This is a genomic window from Erwinia sp. HDF1-3R, assembly GCF_039621855.1.
Lineage (GTDB): Bacteria > Pseudomonadota > Gammaproteobacteria > Enterobacterales > Enterobacteriaceae > Erwinia.
Map to the genome: position 1 here is coordinate 126,091 of NZ_CP155071.1, position 15,851 is coordinate 141,941.

15 protein-coding genes are annotated in these 15,851 nt (G+C 56.1%); 4 read left to right on the plus strand and 11 right to left on the minus strand.

The genetic code is table 11. The features are described 5' to 3' along the window. Nucleotides 1-24: 24 nt before the first annotated feature. Complete coding sequence (locus AAGR22_RS00620) at nucleotides 25-468, plus strand: DUF805 domain-containing protein (protein WP_067709384.1); 444 nt, start codon at nucleotides 25-27, stop codon at nucleotides 466-468. On the opposite strand, the gene fpr is transcribed toward AAGR22_RS00620, so the two are convergent. Continuing rightward, entirely contained in the window at nucleotides 459-1,205 is a 747-nt protein-coding gene (fpr, locus tag AAGR22_RS00625; RefSeq protein ID WP_067709386.1) for a ferredoxin--NADP(+) reductase, read from the minus strand. The two genes, AAGR22_RS00620 and fpr, sit on opposite strands and share 10 nt — an antisense overlap. A gap of 307 nt (nucleotides 1,206-1,512) precedes the next feature. Here fpr and emrD point away from each other — a divergent pair, with 307 nt between their 5' ends. Next, on the plus strand, nucleotides 1,513-2,697 hold the full coding sequence (gene emrD, locus AAGR22_RS00630; RefSeq protein ID WP_067709388.1) for a multidrug efflux MFS transporter EmrD: 1,185 nt from the start codon (nucleotides 1,513-1,515) through the stop codon (nucleotides 2,695-2,697). Nucleotides 2,698-2,744: 47 nt separating this feature from the next. On the opposite strand, the gene glpX is transcribed toward emrD, so the two are convergent. The 3 genes from glpX to AAGR22_RS00645 all read right to left on the minus strand — a co-directional run bounded on the left by glpX (nucleotide 2,745) and on the right by AAGR22_RS00645 (nucleotide 6,254). Next, nucleotides 2,745-3,755 carry a class II fructose-bisphosphatase gene (gene glpX / locus AAGR22_RS00635; protein ID WP_345829703.1) on the minus strand — a complete coding sequence of 337 codons (1,011 nt, stop codon included), beginning with the start codon at nucleotides 3,753-3,755 and terminating at the stop codon, nucleotides 2,745-2,747. Nucleotides 3,756-3,861: 106 nt separating this feature from the next. Next, a complete protein-coding gene (gene glpK / locus AAGR22_RS00640) occupies nucleotides 3,862-5,376 on the minus strand; it encodes a glycerol kinase GlpK (protein WP_067709393.1) in 1,515 nt (504 codons plus the stop codon). Between the two features lie 32 nt (nucleotides 5,377-5,408). Further along, a complete protein-coding gene (locus tag AAGR22_RS00645; RefSeq protein WP_067709396.1) occupies nucleotides 5,409-6,254 on the minus strand; it encodes an MIP/aquaporin family protein in 846 nt (281 codons plus the stop codon). Between the two features lie 448 nt (nucleotides 6,255-6,702). On the opposite strand from AAGR22_RS00645, the gene zapB reads away from it, so the two are divergent. Beyond that, nucleotides 6,703-6,942 carry a cell division protein ZapB gene (gene zapB, locus AAGR22_RS00650; protein WP_067709398.1) on the plus strand — a complete coding sequence of 80 codons (240 nt, stop codon included), beginning with the start codon at nucleotides 6,703-6,705 and terminating at the stop codon, nucleotides 6,940-6,942. A gap of 75 nt (nucleotides 6,943-7,017) precedes the next feature. On the opposite strand, the gene rraA is transcribed toward zapB, so the two are convergent. From rraA to priA, 7 genes are all read right to left on the minus strand, one after another. Continuing rightward, nucleotides 7,018-7,503 carry a ribonuclease E activity regulator RraA gene (rraA, locus tag AAGR22_RS00655; RefSeq protein ID WP_067709461.1) on the minus strand — a complete coding sequence of 162 codons (486 nt, stop codon included), beginning with the start codon at nucleotides 7,501-7,503 and terminating at the stop codon, nucleotides 7,018-7,020. 106 nt (nucleotides 7,504-7,609) lie between these two features. Next, nucleotides 7,610-8,539 carry a 1,4-dihydroxy-2-naphthoate polyprenyltransferase gene (locus AAGR22_RS00660; RefSeq protein WP_345829708.1) on the minus strand — a complete coding sequence of 310 codons (930 nt, stop codon included), beginning with the start codon at nucleotides 8,537-8,539 and terminating at the stop codon, nucleotides 7,610-7,612. Nucleotides 8,540-8,738: 199 nt separating this feature from the next. Then, a complete protein-coding gene (hslU, locus tag AAGR22_RS00665) occupies nucleotides 8,739-10,070 on the minus strand; it encodes an HslU--HslV peptidase ATPase subunit (protein WP_067709402.1) in 1,332 nt (443 codons plus the stop codon). A gap of 12 nt (nucleotides 10,071-10,082) precedes the next feature. Continuing rightward, entirely contained in the window at nucleotides 10,083-10,613 is a 531-nt protein-coding gene (gene hslV, locus AAGR22_RS00670; protein ID WP_067709404.1) for an ATP-dependent protease subunit HslV, read from the minus strand. 89 nt (nucleotides 10,614-10,702) lie between these two features. After that, nucleotides 10,703-11,737 carry a cell division protein FtsN gene (gene ftsN, locus AAGR22_RS00675; RefSeq protein WP_345829712.1) on the minus strand — a complete coding sequence of 345 codons (1,035 nt, stop codon included), beginning with the start codon at nucleotides 11,735-11,737 and terminating at the stop codon, nucleotides 10,703-10,705. Between the two features lie 167 nt (nucleotides 11,738-11,904). Further along, the gene (gene cytR, locus AAGR22_RS00680) at nucleotides 11,905-12,942 is read right to left on the minus strand and encodes a DNA-binding transcriptional regulator CytR (protein ID WP_067709408.1); all 1,038 of its coding nucleotides are present in this window, start codon (nucleotides 12,940-12,942) and stop codon (nucleotides 11,905-11,907) included. Nucleotides 12,943-13,134: 192 nt separating this feature from the next. Further along, nucleotides 13,135-15,333: a primosomal protein N' gene (priA, locus tag AAGR22_RS00685; RefSeq protein ID WP_067709410.1), complete on the minus strand. Its 2,199-nt coding sequence runs from the start codon at nucleotides 15,331-15,333 to the stop codon at nucleotides 13,135-13,137. A gap of 213 nt (nucleotides 15,334-15,546) precedes the next feature. Here priA and rpmE point away from each other — a divergent pair, with 213 nt between their 5' ends. Then, nucleotides 15,547-15,759: a 50S ribosomal protein L31 gene (gene rpmE / locus AAGR22_RS00690; RefSeq protein WP_024966154.1), complete on the plus strand. Its 213-nt coding sequence runs from the start codon at nucleotides 15,547-15,549 to the stop codon at nucleotides 15,757-15,759. The last annotated feature ends 92 nt before the right edge of the window (nucleotides 15,760-15,851 follow it).

Genomic DNA, 15,851 nt, shown 5'->3' on the forward strand with positions numbered 1-15,851 from the left:
TGACGCTGTTCCAGGGGATTAAAAATGACCTTACAAGCGTGGTGTTTCTCCTGGCGGGGAAGGCTGGGAAGGCGGGACTTCTGGATCTGGCTGGCGCTCTGGCTGGCGATGATGGTGCTACTGTTTACCCTGACGGCCCGGAACTGGTTAAGTTCGCAAACCGCTGCCTTTTGTCTGGTATGCCTGCTGTGGCCGACCAGCGCGGTGGTGGTTAAGCGTCTGCATGACCGCAATAAGCCGGGATACTGGGGACTGTTGCTGATCCTGGCCTGGATGCTGCTGGCCGGAAACTGGGAATCACTGCCCGCCAGCGGGCAGTGGGTGCTGAGCCGCTTTATTCCGACGCTGATCCTGGTGACCATGACGCTGGAGCTGGGGGGCTTTCGCGGCAGCGCTGGCGCAAACCGCTTCGGAAAAGCGGCGCTGCCGGTTAACTACAGAGGACGCCGTACGGCCAATTACCAGTAGTGTTCGCTGGTAATATGGCCAGGCTTGCGCTTCAGATGCTTGCGCATATCCCGGCTATCTTTCAGCAGCTGCTGAGTGTCACGTACCATTTGCGGGTTACCGCACAGCATAATATGGCTACTTTCAGCATCCATCTGAATGCCGACGGCGGCCTCAAGCTCGCCGTTATTAATCAGCGCCGGTACGCGACCCGTAAGCGAACCCGCTACCGCTTCGCGGCTGACCACGGTCTGTATCTGTAGCTGGCCGCTGTAGCGTTGCTGAAGCTGCTGCATCAGCGGGAGATAGCTCAGGTCCTGCGCATAGCGCACGGCATGAACCAGGACGATATTTTTAAATCGTTCCAGGCCCTGGCCTTCCTGCAATATTGACAGATAGGGGCCAAGGGCGGTTCCCGTCGCCAGCATCCACAGCGTCTCGCAGGGCGGGATCTCATCCACCACAAAGAAACCCGCTGACTCTTTGGTGATCATCACCTCCTGACCCGGCTCAAGCGCGTGCAGACGAGGACTGAGTTTGCCCTCAGGCACCGTTACCAGATAAAACTCCAGGTTTTTATCGCTGGGTGCATTCACAAAGGAATAGGCGCGCTGAACGCGTTCGCCGTCAATTTCCAGCGCCAGTTTGGCAAACTGACCGGCGATAAAGGGGTCGATGGGGGCGGTCACGGTGATACTGAATAAGCTATCTGTCCAGTCAGTCACCTTTTCGATACTGGCGTTTACCCATTCGGCCATAAAACAGCTCCTTAGTCGGTGTGGGGCACATTAGCCCTTTAGCCAATATCTTCGCTACTGAGCGGCCATTTTTCCAGTGGCAACGGCTGGCAAAGCTCATATCGACAAATCGAGAGGGGGCGCAAAGGGTAATAACGTACAGTTTATTTTACACTTCCGCGCGGATTCACTGACAGCCGCCGTCCAGCCATTTGCGCCACTCCGCTCGCTTTATTATGAAATCCTGATATTTTCCACGCCAATACCTTCTTAATCCTGATGAATACCCTTTTTACACTGGGTTATTCCGATAATCGTCCTGACTAAAATGAAAAAAATTGAAAACAGACAGCTGCTGATCATGCTGATTGCGCTGGTTGCCGTCGGTCAGATGGCACAAACAATTTATGTCCCCGCGATGGTCAACATTGCGGAGGCGTTTAATGTGCGTGACGGCGCGGTGCAGCGCGTCATGGCGGGCTATCTGATGACCTATGGCGGATCGCAGCTACTGTACGGGCCGCTTTCTGACAAAATTGGTCGCCGTCCGGTGATTCTGGCAGGTCTGTGCATCTTTATTATGGGCACGCTGGTGGCGCTGACGGCAGCAAACCTGACAATGCTGATAGCAGGCAGCGCCATTCAGGGAATGGGGACCGGCGTGGCGGGCGTGATGGCCAGAACGATGCCGCGCGATCTCTACGCCGGCAGTGCGCTACGTTATGCTAACAGCCTGCTGAATATGGGCATTCTGGTCAGTCCGCTGGTCGCGCCCGTGATTGGAGCAGTACTGACTCACTGGCTGGGCTGGCATGCCTGTTTTGCGTTTCTGCTGCTGCTTTGTATCGCTGTGGGCTTCGCGATGCTGCGCTGGCTACCGGAAACGCGCCCGCTGCCGGTTGAAACGCGCAGGCTCTTTTCACGCTATCGTCCCTTGCTGGCTGACGGCACCTTTATCCGCTATCTGATCATGCTTATGGGCGCGCTGGGTGGGATAGCCGTGTTCGAGGCCAGCTGTGGCGTACTGATGGGCGGGGTGCTAGGGCTGAATACGCTGATGGTCAGCCTGCTGTTCATTGTGCCTTTGCCCGCGGCATTTTTTGGCGCATGGTTTGCAGGCCGTGACAACCGCCCCTTTACCCAGCTGATGTGGTGGGCGGTTAACAGCTGTCTGCTTGCCGGTGCGATGATGTGGATCCCCGCCTGGTTCGGCATTATGACTATCTGGACGCTGGTGGTGCCCGCCGCGCTGTTTTTCTTTGGTGCGGGTATGCTCTTTCCGCTGGCGACAACCGGAGCCATGGAGCCCTGGCCCTATATGGCCGGGACGGCAGGTGCGCTACTGGGAGGATTACAGAATCTGGGGTCGGGACTGACCGCGTGGCTGTCAGCCCTGCTGCCGCAGAACGGCCAGTTTAGCCTGGGCATGCTGATGTTCGCCATGGCGCTGCTGATCCTGCTGTGCTGGCTCCCGCTCTCCAGGAGGCCAGAAGGTCAGGCCGTAGCGCAATGATGGTTCAGGGGCGGGCAGATGTCCGCCCCTGGCAAGCGGCGAGGGGGCTAAAGGATGTACGGATGCAGGCTCTCATCTTTTCGATCCAGATAGTGAATCGACTGGATGCGCCGGATGGTACGGGATTTGCCGCGCACCAGCAGCGTTTCGCTGGTTGCCATATTCCCCTGACGGGTAATGCCTTTCAGCAGGTCACCGCTGGTGATACCGGTTGCGGAGAAGATCACGTTATCATTACGCGCCATCTCAGCCAGCTGTAGCACCCTGCCAGCCTCAATGCCCATATCGCGACAGCGCGCCAGTTCCTGCTCACCTATCCGACGGTTTTCCGGCGTGTCACCCTTGACGGTGTGGCGGGCCAGTAGCCGCGCCTGCATGTCCCCATCCATCGCGCGGATCACCGCAGCGGATACGACGCCTTCCGGTGCGCCGCCGATACCGTACAGCACGTCAACTTCGCTATCGGGCAGGCAGGTAAGAATGGACGCGGCAACATCGCCGTCGGGAATGGAGAATACGCGAACCCCAAGCTCTTGCAGAGAGGCAACCACCGCGTCGTGGCGTGGCTTAGCCAGAATCGTCACGGTCAGCGCGCTGAGCGGTTTACCCAGCGCCTGCGCTACACGATTAAGGTTCTCTGCCAGCGGCGCGTTAAGGTCTATTACGCCTTTTGCACCCGGCCCGACGATCAGCTTTTCCATATACATATCGGGCGCGTTAAGGAAGGTGCCTTTATCCCCGACGGCCAGCACTGCCAGCGCATTGGCCTGGCCCATTGCCGTCATGCGGGTGCCTTCGATAGGATCGACGGCGATATCGACGGCATCACCGTGACCGGTGCCCACCTTCTCGCCGATATAAAGCATCGGGGCTTCATCAATCTCCCCCTCGCCAATCACGATTTCACCCGCAATGTTCACCTTATTGAGCATGATACGCATCGCATGAACTGCTGCGCCATCGGCCGCATTTTTGTCACCGCGTCCCAGCCATTTATAGCCTGCCAGCGCGGCTGCTTCGGTTACGCGTGAAAATTCTATGGCGAGTTCTCGTTTCATGATTTGCCCCGGGAAGAAAAAGAGGCGAAAAGTTTATCACAGGCGGGGGAAAGGCGGGAAATACCCGCGATTGCAGTCATCGCGGGCAGCAGAGGCGGGCTGGGGGTTATGAATCGTCCTGGTCTTCCCACGCCTGGGCGCGGGCAACGGCTTTTTTCCAGCCTGCGTAGCGATAGTTACGCTCGGAGGTTTCAATACCGGGGCGGAACTCGCGCTCAATAACCGACTTGGCGCGAACCTCGTCCAGATCCTTCCAGAAGCCGACCGCCAGCCCAGCCAGATAGGCCGATCCCAGCGCGGTGACTTCCCGCACTTCAGGCCGCTCAACGCGTGCGCCAAGGATATCGGACTGGAACTGCATCAGGAAGTTGTTCGCCACGGCACCGCCGTCCACCCGCAGGGACTGCAGGCGAGTGTTGGCATCCTGCTGCATCGCTTCCAGTACGTCACGCGTCTGGTAAGCGATAGATTCCAGCGTGGCGCGAATAATGTGGTTGGCATTCGCCCCACGGGTCAGGCCGAAAATCGCGCCGCGGGCATAGGGGTCCCAGTAGGGCGCGCCTAAACCGGTAAAGGCCGGCACCATATAGACGCCGTTGCTGTCTTTTACCTTAGTGGCAAAGTATTCCGAGTCGGTTGCGTCGCCAATGAGTTTCATCTCATCGCGCAGCCACTGAATGGAGGCACCGCCGATAAACACGGCCCCTTCGAGCGCGTAGTTCACCTCGCCACGTGGACCGCAGGCGATGGTCGTCAGCAGGCCATGGGTGGAGGTAACCGCTTCGGTACCGGTATTCATCAGCATAAAGCAGCCGGTGCCATAGGTGTTTTTAGCCATTCCCGGCTGTACGCAAAGCTGACCGTAGAGCGCGGCCTGCTGGTCACCGGCGATACCGGCGATAGGAATACGCGTCCCGCCTTTACCACCGATATTGGTCTGGCCATAAACCTCCGAGGATGATTTCACCTCAGGCAGCATTTCACGGGGGATATCCAGGATGTCCAGCATGCGCTGGTCCCATTCCAGCTTGTGAATATCGAACATCATGGTACGTGAAGCGTTAGTGTAGTCGGTGATATGCACCCGTCCCTGCGTCATTTTCCATACCAGCCAGGCATCGACGTTACCAAACAGCAGCTCGCCGCGCTTCGCCCGCTCACGCGAACCCTCTACGTGATCGAGGATCCACTTAACCTTGGTTCCCGAGAAGTAGGGGTTAATCACCAGACCGGTGGTGTGCTGGATGTACTCTTCCAGCCCCTCTCTTTTTAGCTTTGCACAATAGTCCGCGGTGCGGGGATCCTGCCAGACAATAGCATTGTAAATTGGCTTGCCGGTCTCTTTATCCCAGACAATAGCCGTTTCACGCTGGTTAGTGATGCCGATAGCGGCAATTTCATCGGAGCGAATATCGGCATGAGCCAGCACTTCAACCAGCGTTGAGCTTTGTGACGCCCAGATATCCATCGGGTCGTGTTCAACCCAGCCCGGTTTGGGGTATATCTGCTGAAACTCGCGCTGGGATACCGCCACAATATTGGCATCGTGATCGAGAATAACGGCGCGGGAGCTGGTGGTCCCCTGGTCGAGGGCGACAATATATTTTTTATCAGTGGTCATAATTCATTCCTGATGTGTAAAGGGTTAACAACTTACGCTTTACGCTGCTCAGCACGCGCTATCGGCTTATCTTGTTTTTTTTCCACCGCCTTCCCAGGCAGGTTACAGGCGATCAACGAGCGATAGCCAAATGCACCGATAATGGCACCCACAATCGGACCGAAAATCGGCACAAGGAAGTAGGGAATATCGCGGCCGCCGGTAAAGGCAACGTTACCCCAGCCGGCCAGCCAGGCAAAGAGTTTAGGTCCGAAATCACGAGCCGGGTTCAGGGCGAAGCCGGTCAGTGGGCCCATCGCACCGCCTATCACCGCAATCAGCAGACCAATCAGTAAAGGCGCCATCGGGCCGCGAGGCAGGCCGTTGCCATCGTCGGTCAGCGCCATAATCAGCGCCATCATCACGGCGGTAATCACGGCTTCAACAAGGAAAGCCTGGCCAACGCTGATATGCGGGTTTGGATAGGTGGAAAAGATGCCTGCGAGGTCGAGGCTGGCAACCGTGCCGCGCACCATATGGTGCGTTTGCTCGAAGTCCAGGAACAGGTTGTAATAAAGGCCGTAGACCAGCGCCGCTGAGCAAAAGGCGCCAGCGATTTGCGCAAGAATGTAGGGTGCAACCTTACGACGGTCAAAGTTGGCAAACAGACAGAGGGCGATAGTGACCGCCGGATTAAGGTGCGCACCGGAGATCGCGGCGCTCAGGTAGACCGCCATGGCAACGGCGATACCCCAGATGATACTGATTTCCCACTGGCCGAAACTGGCACCGGCAAGCTTCATGGCGGCGACACAGCCTGCACCAAAGAAAATAATGGTGGCCACACCAAGAAATTCTGCGATGCACTGTCCTTTGAGCGTGCTTGTTGAATGACTCATAATGGTATTTCCTGAAGGCGAGGTTAAATGTTGTACAGCTCTATTTTGCTCATTCCCTGAGGCACCCAAATCTAATGTAGGGCTGATGTAAATTTATCGTTAACGCGCATAAACGAGAAATAGCGAAATCAAAACTTGTGCTCCAGGTCAAAAAAATGAGCGTTTTCGCGTGTTCCTGCTTTCCCTGCGCACTATTGCAATAGCGATATTCTGTTTTTTTTTCGCAATTTGTTAACGAGCGTCTTACTTTAAACGTCGCTTATGTTGTTAACGCCAGGTATAGACTGAAAATTGTTACATACTTCGCCCTGCGCGGGTTCGCTGCTGGACTTGACGGACCTGTCTACTTACAATCAGAACAACGTTGTTATCCGCGGGAATTCTGGCTTAACCATATGAGCTGCGGCTGGCAACTTCAACGCCCTGCGATTAGGAGAGGTCATTTACAATGTCATTTGAAGTGTTCGAGAAACTGGAAGCGAAAGTACAGCAGGCGATTGATACTATCACCCTGCTGCAAATGGAAATTGAAGAGTTAAAAGATCAGAATAACAACCTGAATCAGCAGGTTCAGCAGGCAGCTGGCAACAGCGACTCGCTGGTACGGGAAAATCAGCACCTTAAGGAAGAGCAGCTGGTCTGGCAGGAGCGTCTGCGCGCCCTGCTTGGCAAAATGGAAGAAGTCTGAGGTTACGGCCTGAAAAAGAGAAGGGTGCCACAGGCACCCTTTTTGCTGTCCGGGGTATGTCAGAACCCGAAAGGGTCACTCGATATCGAGCGGGTCTTCGGAGAGGATGATACCGGTGTTGTCGGCATAAAGATGATCGCCCGAGAAGAAGGTGACACCACCGAAATTGACGCGGATGTCGCTTTCACCGATACCTTCGCCAGCCGCACCTACCGGGATGGCGGCAATAGCCTGAATGCCGATATCCAGCTCTTCAAGGTCATCTACCTGACGAACTGAACCGTAGACCACGATGCCTTCCCATTCATTCTGTAGGGCCAGGCGCGCCAGCGCGGCGTCTACCAGGGCACGGCGCACCGAGCCGCCACCGTCTACCAGCAATACGCGACCCCGGCCATTTTCCTCGAGCAAATCATAGAGTAGCCCGTTGTCTTCGAAACATTTTACCGTGATGATTTGCCCGCCAAACGAGGAGCGACCCCCGAAGTTGGAGAAAAGCGGTTCAACGACGTTCACATCTTCATGATAGATGTCGCAGAGTTCAGAAGTATCATATTTCATAAGGGTTTCGTCTGTTTGCCACAGGGAGCGTAAGTATATCGCTTTCTCACCGCCATTGGCAAAATCATCAGTGGATAAAAATTGCGCCAGGTCAGGCACATCGCAGTTAATTCAGTGCCAGGCCCAGCGAGAAAAGCACGTTGATCAACAGGGACATTTTCACCGTTTTTTCAAGCTGAGGCCTCATGGCGAGGGCCGACGTCTGGGTCATAATTGCCCGCGCCTGCCTGAACAGTAGCGGTGCGGCGAGCAGAAAGAGCCATGCGGCCGCACCGGGCGCGGAAATAATATTGAACAGCGCGAAGCACAGCAGGGCACCAGCCAGCAGAACGGCATGATAGCGGCGAGCGTTAATGGCGCCCAGCCGTACCGCAAGGGTAAATTTTCCCTGCTGACGGTCAGTGTCGATATCGCGCATATTATTGACGTTAAGCACCGCGACCGCCAGCAGGCCACAGGCCGTAGCGGGCAGAAACAGTACGCTGTGAAAGCTGTGTGCCTGTAGGTAATAGCTGCCGATAACGCCCAGCCAGCCGAAGAAAATCAGCACGGAAGCATCGCCAAGCCCCAGATAGCCATAGGGTTTTTTACCCACCGTATAGGCAATAGCCGCGACGATGGCGAGCGCACCCAGCACGATAAACCCCAGAATATCGCTCACCGACTGGCAGGATGTCACGACCAGCGCGACCCCTGCAATAATGGTCATACCCACCGTTATCGCCAGCGCCCTGCGCATCTGCCGTGGGGTTATCACACCTTTTTGCATACCGCGCAGCGGCCCAATGCGCTCTGGCGTGTCGCTGCCCTTCACGGCATCGCCATAGTCGTTCGCCAGATTAGAGAGTATCTGTAGCAGCGCGGTGGTGAGGAGGGCAAGGCAGGCAATCAACAGATTAAACTGCCCGTGCCACCATGCCAGGGCTGAACCGGTGATGATCGAGGCGCACGCCAGCGGTAACGTTCGTAAACGCAGGCTCTCCAGCCATGCATGCGCGTGATTGTAGCCAGGAGCCGGATGAATATTTTCCGTCATAGGAGGAAACCTCTGCTGGGCAGAACGGTACGAGTCGTTAGTGTGTTCAGTTTACCGTCAGCCAGCCGCGCGGGACTTAATCCTTATCAAGGATATCGCCTGTCTTGCCCTTATTTCTGCGCTTTTCCCTGGTGTATCGGCCAGTACCAGCCATAAAAAAAGGAGGCCGGAGCCTCCCTCTGTTTGCTATCAACCCTTCTCAGAGAATAAAGCGGCTGAGATCTTCATCGGCCACCAGCTCATCCAGGTGCTTGCCAACGTAGTCGGCATCAATGGTAAAGGATTGTCCGTTAAGGTCGCTTGCCTCAAAGGAGATATCCTCCATCAGACGTTCCAGCACGGTATGCAGACGGCGTGCGCCGATGTTTTCGGCGGTTTCGTTAACCTGCCAGGCCGCGGCAGCAATACGGCTGATCCCGTCATCGGTGAAGTGAATATCCACACCTTCAGTATTCATCAGTGCCTTATATTGCACCGTCACGGAGGCGCTCGGCTCGGTGAGGATCCGCTCAAAATCGTGGGTGGTCAGCGCCTGTAGCTCAACGCGAATCGGCAGACGGCCCTGTAGTTCAGGGATCAGATCCGACGGGCTGGCTACCTGGAAAGCACCCGACGCGATAAAGAGGATATGATCGGTTTTCACCATGCCGTGCTTCGTCGAGACGGTACAGCCTTCGACCAGCGGCAGCAGATCGCGCTGAACCCCTTCGCGTGAGACGTCCGGGCCGGAGCTTTCTCCGCGCTTACAGACCTTGTCGATCTCATCAATAAATACGATGCCATGCTGCTCAACGGCGTCAATCGCTTCCTGCTTCAGCTCTTCCGGATTGACCAGCTTCGCGGCTTCTTCTTCCACCAGCAGCTTCATGGCGTCTTTGATTTTCAGCTTACGCGGCTTCTGCTTCTGACCGCCGATATTCTGGAACATCGACTGTAGCTGGCTGGTCATCTCCTCCATGCCTGGAGGGGCCATAATTTCCACGCCCGCCGAAGAGGCCGCCAGATCAATTTCTATTTCTTTGTCGTCAAGCTCGCCTTCGCGCAGTTTTTTACGGAAAGACTGGCGTGCGGCAGAGGGTTCAGCGGCCGATTCAGACTGCCCCCAGTTATTCTTCGCCGGGGGGATCAGCACGTCGAGGATGCGCTCTTCCGCCATCTCCTCCGCGCGATAGCGATTTTTCTCAATCGACTGAGATCGCACCATCTTGATCGCAGAATCGGTCAGATCGCGGATAATCGAGTCAACCTCTTTACCCACATAGCCCACTTCGGTGAATTTGGTCGCTTCGACCTTGATGAAAGGCGCATTAGCCAGCTTAGCAAGACGACGGGCAATTTCCGTTTTCCCGACGCCAGTCGGGCCAATCATCAGGATATTTTTGGGCGTGACTTCATGACGCAGCTCTTCGTTAAGCTGCATACGGCGCCAGCGATTACGCAGGGCGATGGCAACAGCGCGTTTAGCGTCGTCCTGGCCAATGATAAATCTGTTCAGTTCGCTGACGATTTCGCGTGGGGTCATTTCAGACATAGTTGGGGGTCCTTACGCTTTAGACGCTAATTCTTCGATGGTGTGATTGTGGTTGGTATAGATGCAGATATCCCCTGCAATACCCAGCGCTTTTTCAACGATATCGCGCGCACCGATGTCGGTGTTTTCCAACAGGGCGCGAGCCGCCGCCTGCGCATAAGGACCGCCGGAACCAATCGCAATCAAATCGTTTTCGGGCTGAATGACGTCGCCGTTACCCGTAATAATCAGCGAGGCATTCTCGTCAGCCACGGCCAGAAGCGCTTCCAGCTTGCGCAGCATTCTGTCGGTACGCCAGTCTTTGGCCAGTTCCACGGCCGCCTTCACCAGATGACCCTGATGCAGTTCAAGTTTGCGTTCAAAGAGTTCAAACAGGGTAAAGGCGTCTGCGGTACCGCCAGCAAAACCGGCAATGACTTTATCATTATAAAGACGGCGCACTTTTTTGACGTTGCCTTTCATAACGGTGTTGCCGAGAGTAGCCTGGCCATCACCGCCAATCACTACCTGGCCGTTGCGTCGTACACTTACAATTGTTGTCACGGGCAGACCCCTTGTTGCAGTAAAAGATCACCCCGCAGCTCAACTGCGGGGCATTGATGCAATCAGATATGGGGTGGCTTTAAGCGCTTTCAACCCCCCAGAGCGAGAGGGATACAATTTGTATGGCCTGAACTGCGGAGGCTTTTCAGCGTACTGTCAGCACCTGAACGGCTGTTATAAGGGCCAATAACCACGCGATTCCAACCGCCGCCGGTGGTAATGCGACTCTCGAAACCTTCAAAAGCGAGCTGCGCGCGGATAGACTCGGCCTGATCGCTGCCTTTAAACGATCCGCACTGTACCATCCAGCGCTGAGTTTTCGCTTTCTCAACCTCTTTCGGCTTAGTTTCTGCCTTTGGCTGCTGCGCCGTCTGAACCGGGGCCTGATGGGTCGGCTCGTGGCTTACTGGCGCGGCGGGCTGGGTATGATGCGGGGCAGACTGCGGTAACATATGCGTCTGCTGCTGCTGAACCTGCTGCTGAGTGTGAGGCTGCTGCTGATTTTGCTGCTGCTGGGCGCGGATCTGTTGCTGCTGTTGGATCTGCGACTGCTGCGTTCTTATCTGCTGCTGTGCGCGAGCCTGCTGCTGCTGAATTTGCTGCTCCTGCTGCATTCGCGACTGCTGCTGCAACTGCGTCTGCTGCCGCTGTAGCGTTTGCTGGCGCTGTGCAGGCGTCTGTTCATTCCATGGTACTTCATTCAGCTGCGTGGGCTGCTGGCGCATATCGGCCTGCATCTGCTCCAGTAGCTGACGCTGCTCATCGGTTAGCTGAGTCTGAGAGTGGACTTCGCCTCCTGCGGTAGGCTCGGTAGGCGTGGGAACGCTCATCTGGCGATTCTCCAGCTCCTTGATATAGCGCCAGCGCTCCTCGGGCTTGGGCGGCAGGCCATTACCCACGGCTTTACGGTCGGGAATAATGGGCGTTTCATCTTTTTTATGATGGGCGATAAACCAGAGCCCGCCAGCAAAAGTCACCAGTACCGCGACGGCAAGTCCGACCATTATCTTCGATACGCCTGAACCACCACTACGCTTTTTACTACTACGGCTGTTACGGCTGTTGGTCTTCTTGCGACGCGTCCCTGTCGAACGCCCGCGGCCTACATAATCTTTTTGTGCCACTATCGTTCCACTAATTTTCAATAAAAGGTGTGGTCGGGCGAAGTCGTTGCAGGTGCGCCCGGCTATCAGCCCGTCATGTTACTTAAGGGCCGCAAGTTTGACCAGCGTCGATACTGTTTTGAGCCCGCCGATCGCTGATTAAAGGCGGATAATGTGTTTTTTCCAGATTATTCTTTCTCCCTTAACGAGGGAGCGGTACTACCCCGTATTTTTAACTCAAAATCCAGCAGCCTGGAGCCGCTGTTAACGGGCTTACCCTTTAGCTGGGCAAGAAGCAGATTCATGGCTTCACGGCCAATGTTAAAGCGCGGCTGTGCGACCGTTGTGAGCTGTGGGTCGCTGTAGCGGGACAGTTCGATATCATCAAAACCAATTAGCGAGATCTCCTGAGGCACGCGCAGCCCCATGATTTTTGCCTCGGACATGGCACCCAGCGCCATAATGTCGCTGTGGCAAAATATCGCGTCAGGGCGCCTGGGCAGTGCCATCAAATATTTCATTGCCCGGCTGCCTGCATCGAAGGTGAAATCACCCGGAACAATATAGTGGGGATCAACAGCAATGTCGTTACGCTTTAGCGCCTGAATATAGCCCTGTAACCGATACTGGCACAGCGGCATATCCTGAGGCCCGGTGATACAGGCAATGCGGCTGTGCCCCAGCTTCAGCAGATGGCTGACCGCTTCAAAGGCGGCCGTCAGGTTATCAATGTGTACGGTAGGCAGTTCCCGCGCGGGCGCAAACTCGTTGGCCATCACCATCGGCGGCAGGTTAGGCTGTTCCTCCACGCTGATATCAAAGGGAAGCTGGGAACCCAGCAGCACCATCCCGTCAATCTGACGGGTTAGCATCAGGTTAAGAAAGGATTTCTCCTGTTGGCTTTGATGCGCACAGTCGCCGATCAGCACCAGATAGCCCTGGGCGGCTGCCACCACTTCCACGCCGCGAATGATTTCGCTGAAAAAGGGGTCACAGATATCCGGCACGATAACCAGAATGGTGTGGGATTCACTGCGCTTACTGCTGCGGGCCATAGTATGAGGGGAGTAGCCCGTGGCGACCACCGCCTCTTCAACCTTCAGGCGCGTGGCGGCAGAGACTTTTTCAGGGTTCATCAGGGCGCGCGAAACCGTCGCCGTGGATACGCCAGCTTTTTCAGCGACATCCTTCATCGTCGCCCCCGCTGCCTCTTTCGTGTGTTCCAACGCTATTCTCCTTGCCCGAGTCGGCCTGTCGCGGGTCGCACCGACCTGTAAGGTATATTAATGAGTCCCTCTGACCCTTGCCACATTTCTAACAGATGTTAGCGGGCGTCGTTACTTAATTTGCATAAAAAATGTGACTTGTATGGCTTTTTTCGAGCCTGCTCGCAAAGCAGACGAAAAGCAGCCTGTATTTCAACCTTCCGTTGGATCAATATCCAGCGTCCATTTGACTTTACGCGCCTGGGGTAGCGTGCCGATCAGGGGGAGCGTGCTCTTTATCAACCGCTGCAGGAGCCCCCTGGAAGGGTGTTGCAGCAGAAGCTGCCAGCGATAGCGCCCGCCACGTTTGGGTTGCAGCGCCGGTACCGGACCCATCACCCAGAACGCCTCATCTTTTAACGGACTGGCTTCCAGAAGATTACGTAGCTGCTGTAAAAATAGCGCGGACTGCTGGTTATCATGATCGTCTGACCGAAACAGCGCATGGCTGGTAAACGGCGGCAGGAAGACGGTTTTGCGTTCAGTCAGGGCGCGAAGCGCAAAGGCATCGTAGCCCTCATGCAGAAGCGTTTGCAGTAAAGGGTGCTCGGGGTGGTGAGTCTGTAAAACGACCTCTCCCTGCTTGCCCGCGCGCCCGGCGCGTCCGGCCACCTGGGTGTAAAGCTGCGCGAAACGCTCGGCAGAGCGAAAATCTGCTGAGAACAGTGCCCCATCCACGTCCAGCAGCGAAACCAGCGTGACGTCGGGGAAGTGGTGGCCTTTCGCCAGCATCTGTGTGCCGACCAGAATACGGGCGCCGCCGCGATGAACGTCGGCGAGGTGCTGTTCCAGTGCGCCTTTGCGGCTGGTGGTGTCGCGATCGATACGGGACAACGGCACGCCGGGAAAACGAGCGGTGAGGTTATGCTCAAGCTGCTCTGTACCCAGCCCCACGGGAACCAACTGCGTTGAACCGCACTGTGGACACTGATTAGGCACGGGGCGCTGGCTGTCACAGTGGTGGCAGCGGAGCTGATGATGATGCTGATGTAGCGTGTAGTAGCGGTCGCAGCGCTGACATTCAGCAATCCAGCCGCATTCATGGCAGAGCATGGCAGGTGAGAATCCCCGCCGGTTCAGGAACAGCAGCACCTGGTTATCGGCACTGAGATGCTGACCTATTTTCTTAATCAGCATCGGCGACAGGCCACCCTCCAGCCTGACCCCTTTCAGGTCCAACAGCTGCTGCGTCGCCTGTCTGGCATTTCCCGCGCGCTTGCTGAGATTGAGCTGGCGATATTTGCCCATTTGCACATTATGTAGCGTTTCCAGCGCCGGCGTGGCGGAACCCATCACCACGGGAATATCTTCCTGTCGGGCGCGAAAGACAGCCATATCGCGCGCCTGGTAGCGCCAGCCTTCCTGCTGCTTGTAGGAGCTGTCGTGCTCTTCATCAATGATGATAACGCCGAGGCGGGCAAACGGGGTGAACAGGGCAGATCGGGTGCCGATCACGATTGCCGTCTCACCGCTGCGGGCGCGCAGCCATACCGCCAGCCGCTCACTGTCATTCAAGCCGGAGTGGAGAACGTCCACCGGCGCGTTAAAGCGCTCGCGGAAGCGGGCGATCGTTTGCGGCGTCAGGCCAATTTCAGGTACCAGCACCAGCGCCTGGGCACCGCTTGCCAGGATGTTTTCCAGTACGCTCAGGTAGACTTCAGTTTTACCCGAGCCGGTGATCCCGGCCAGCAGCCAGGCAACGAAATGGTCATCTTCGCCACGTATAGCGCCCACTGCCGTAGCCTGTTCGGTATTAAGGCGTAACCGCTCACCAATCACCGCGTAACTGCTGCGCCAGTCTTCCCGCTTGCGGGTTAGCGATTGCAAATCGCAGAGACCTTTTGCCCGCAGCGCCTGTAGCGTGGCATCGGTAATGTCATGCTGACTGATTTCATGGCGGTAAAGACTTCGCTGTCGCAGGGCGGAAAGGGCCTGCTGCTGCTTCGGTGCGCGTTTCAACGCTTCCGGAGGCGTTGCGCGGCCGGTTTCGCTAATGACCCACTGGAAAAGCGGAGCCTCGGCGGCCATTTTCCCCTGACGCAGCAAAACGGGCATCGCATGAAACAGCACTTCACCGAGCGGATAATGATAGTAATCCGCCGCCCACAGGAGGATATGCCACAGCGAAGGCGGGTAAAGTGAAACGTCGTCCAGCACCTCGTTGACCGCTTTGAGCTGATCCAGAGGAAAATCGCTGGTTTCGCTCAGCCCTACCACCACGCCCACGGCTTTCCGCTTGCCGAAGGGGACGCTGACGCGACCGCCAACCACTGCCGCAGGCAGGTGTGAAGGCAACAGGTAATCAAAGTTGCGGGCAAGGGGAACGGGAAGCGCGACCTGAACAACGGGCATGAATTCATCCGGATGAAATTATCAGCGGGATAGTGTACACTGTGTGTTCCGAAATGTGCGGATCCGATTGCAGCGGGTGGTTAATTTCTGTATAGTCCGCCGCCGTGATACGGCATTTTGGTATCATAACACCTGAATTTTTAATCTTCGTGTGGTGCCGGTGCAGGGTAATCCTGGCACGGGAGAGCGACACGGCCTTAACTGAGGTTTCCCATGAAAAAAGGTATTCACCCAAATTACGCTGAAGTTACTGCTAAATGCTCTTGCGGTAACGAAATCAAAACCCGCTCAACCGTGGGTCACGACCTGAACCTGGACGTGTGTGGTAAATGCCACCCGTTCTACACCGGTAAGCAGCGTGACGTTGCCAGCGGTGGTCGTGTTGACCGCTTCAACAAGCGTTTCAGCATCCCTGGTAGCAAATAAGCTATCTGAACGAAACGGTTTCCGTTTCGGATGCGACAAAAAGCCTGGCAACGCCAGGCTTTTTAAACGCTCATTAACACCCTGTCAGGCGG

Bases quoted from the DNA above. Each gene is read 5' to 3' on its own strand.
- AAGR22_RS00660 (WP_345829708.1), bottom strand. From the start codon at position 8,539: ATGACGGAAAATATTCATCCGGCTCCTGGCTACAATCACGCGCATGCA.
- priA (WP_067709410.1), bottom strand. From the start codon at position 15,333: ATGCCCGTTGTTCAGGTCGCGCTTCCCGTTCCCCTTGCCCGCAACTTT.
- fpr (WP_067709386.1), bottom strand. From the start codon at position 1,205: ATGGCCGAATGGGTAAACGCCAGTATCGAAAAGGTGACTGACTGGACA.
- rpmE (WP_024966154.1), top strand. From the start codon at position 15,547: ATGAAAAAAGGTATTCACCCAAATTACGCTGAAGTTACTGCTAAATGC.
- emrD (WP_067709388.1), top strand. From the start codon at position 1,513: ATGAAAAAAATTGAAAACAGACAGCTGCTGATCATGCTGATTGCGCTG.
- AAGR22_RS00645 (WP_067709396.1), bottom strand. From the start codon at position 6,254: ATGAGTCATTCAACAAGCACGCTCAAAGGACAGTGCATCGCAGAATTT.
- hslU (WP_067709402.1), bottom strand. From the start codon at position 10,070: ATGTCTGAAATGACCCCACGCGAAATCGTCAGCGAACTGAACAGATTT.
- glpX (WP_345829703.1), bottom strand. From the start codon at position 3,755: ATGAAACGAGAACTCGCCATAGAATTTTCACGCGTAACCGAAGCAGCC.
- glpK (WP_067709393.1), bottom strand. From the start codon at position 5,376: ATGACCACTGATAAAAAATATATTGTCGCCCTCGACCAGGGGACCACC.
- rraA (WP_067709461.1), bottom strand. From the start codon at position 7,503: ATGAAATATGATACTTCTGAACTCTGCGACATCTATCATGAAGATGTG.
- AAGR22_RS00620 (WP_067709384.1), top strand. From the start codon at position 25: ATGACCTTACAAGCGTGGTGTTTCTCCTGGCGGGGAAGGCTGGGAAGG.
- zapB (WP_067709398.1), top strand. From the start codon at position 6,703: ATGTCATTTGAAGTGTTCGAGAAACTGGAAGCGAAAGTACAGCAGGCG.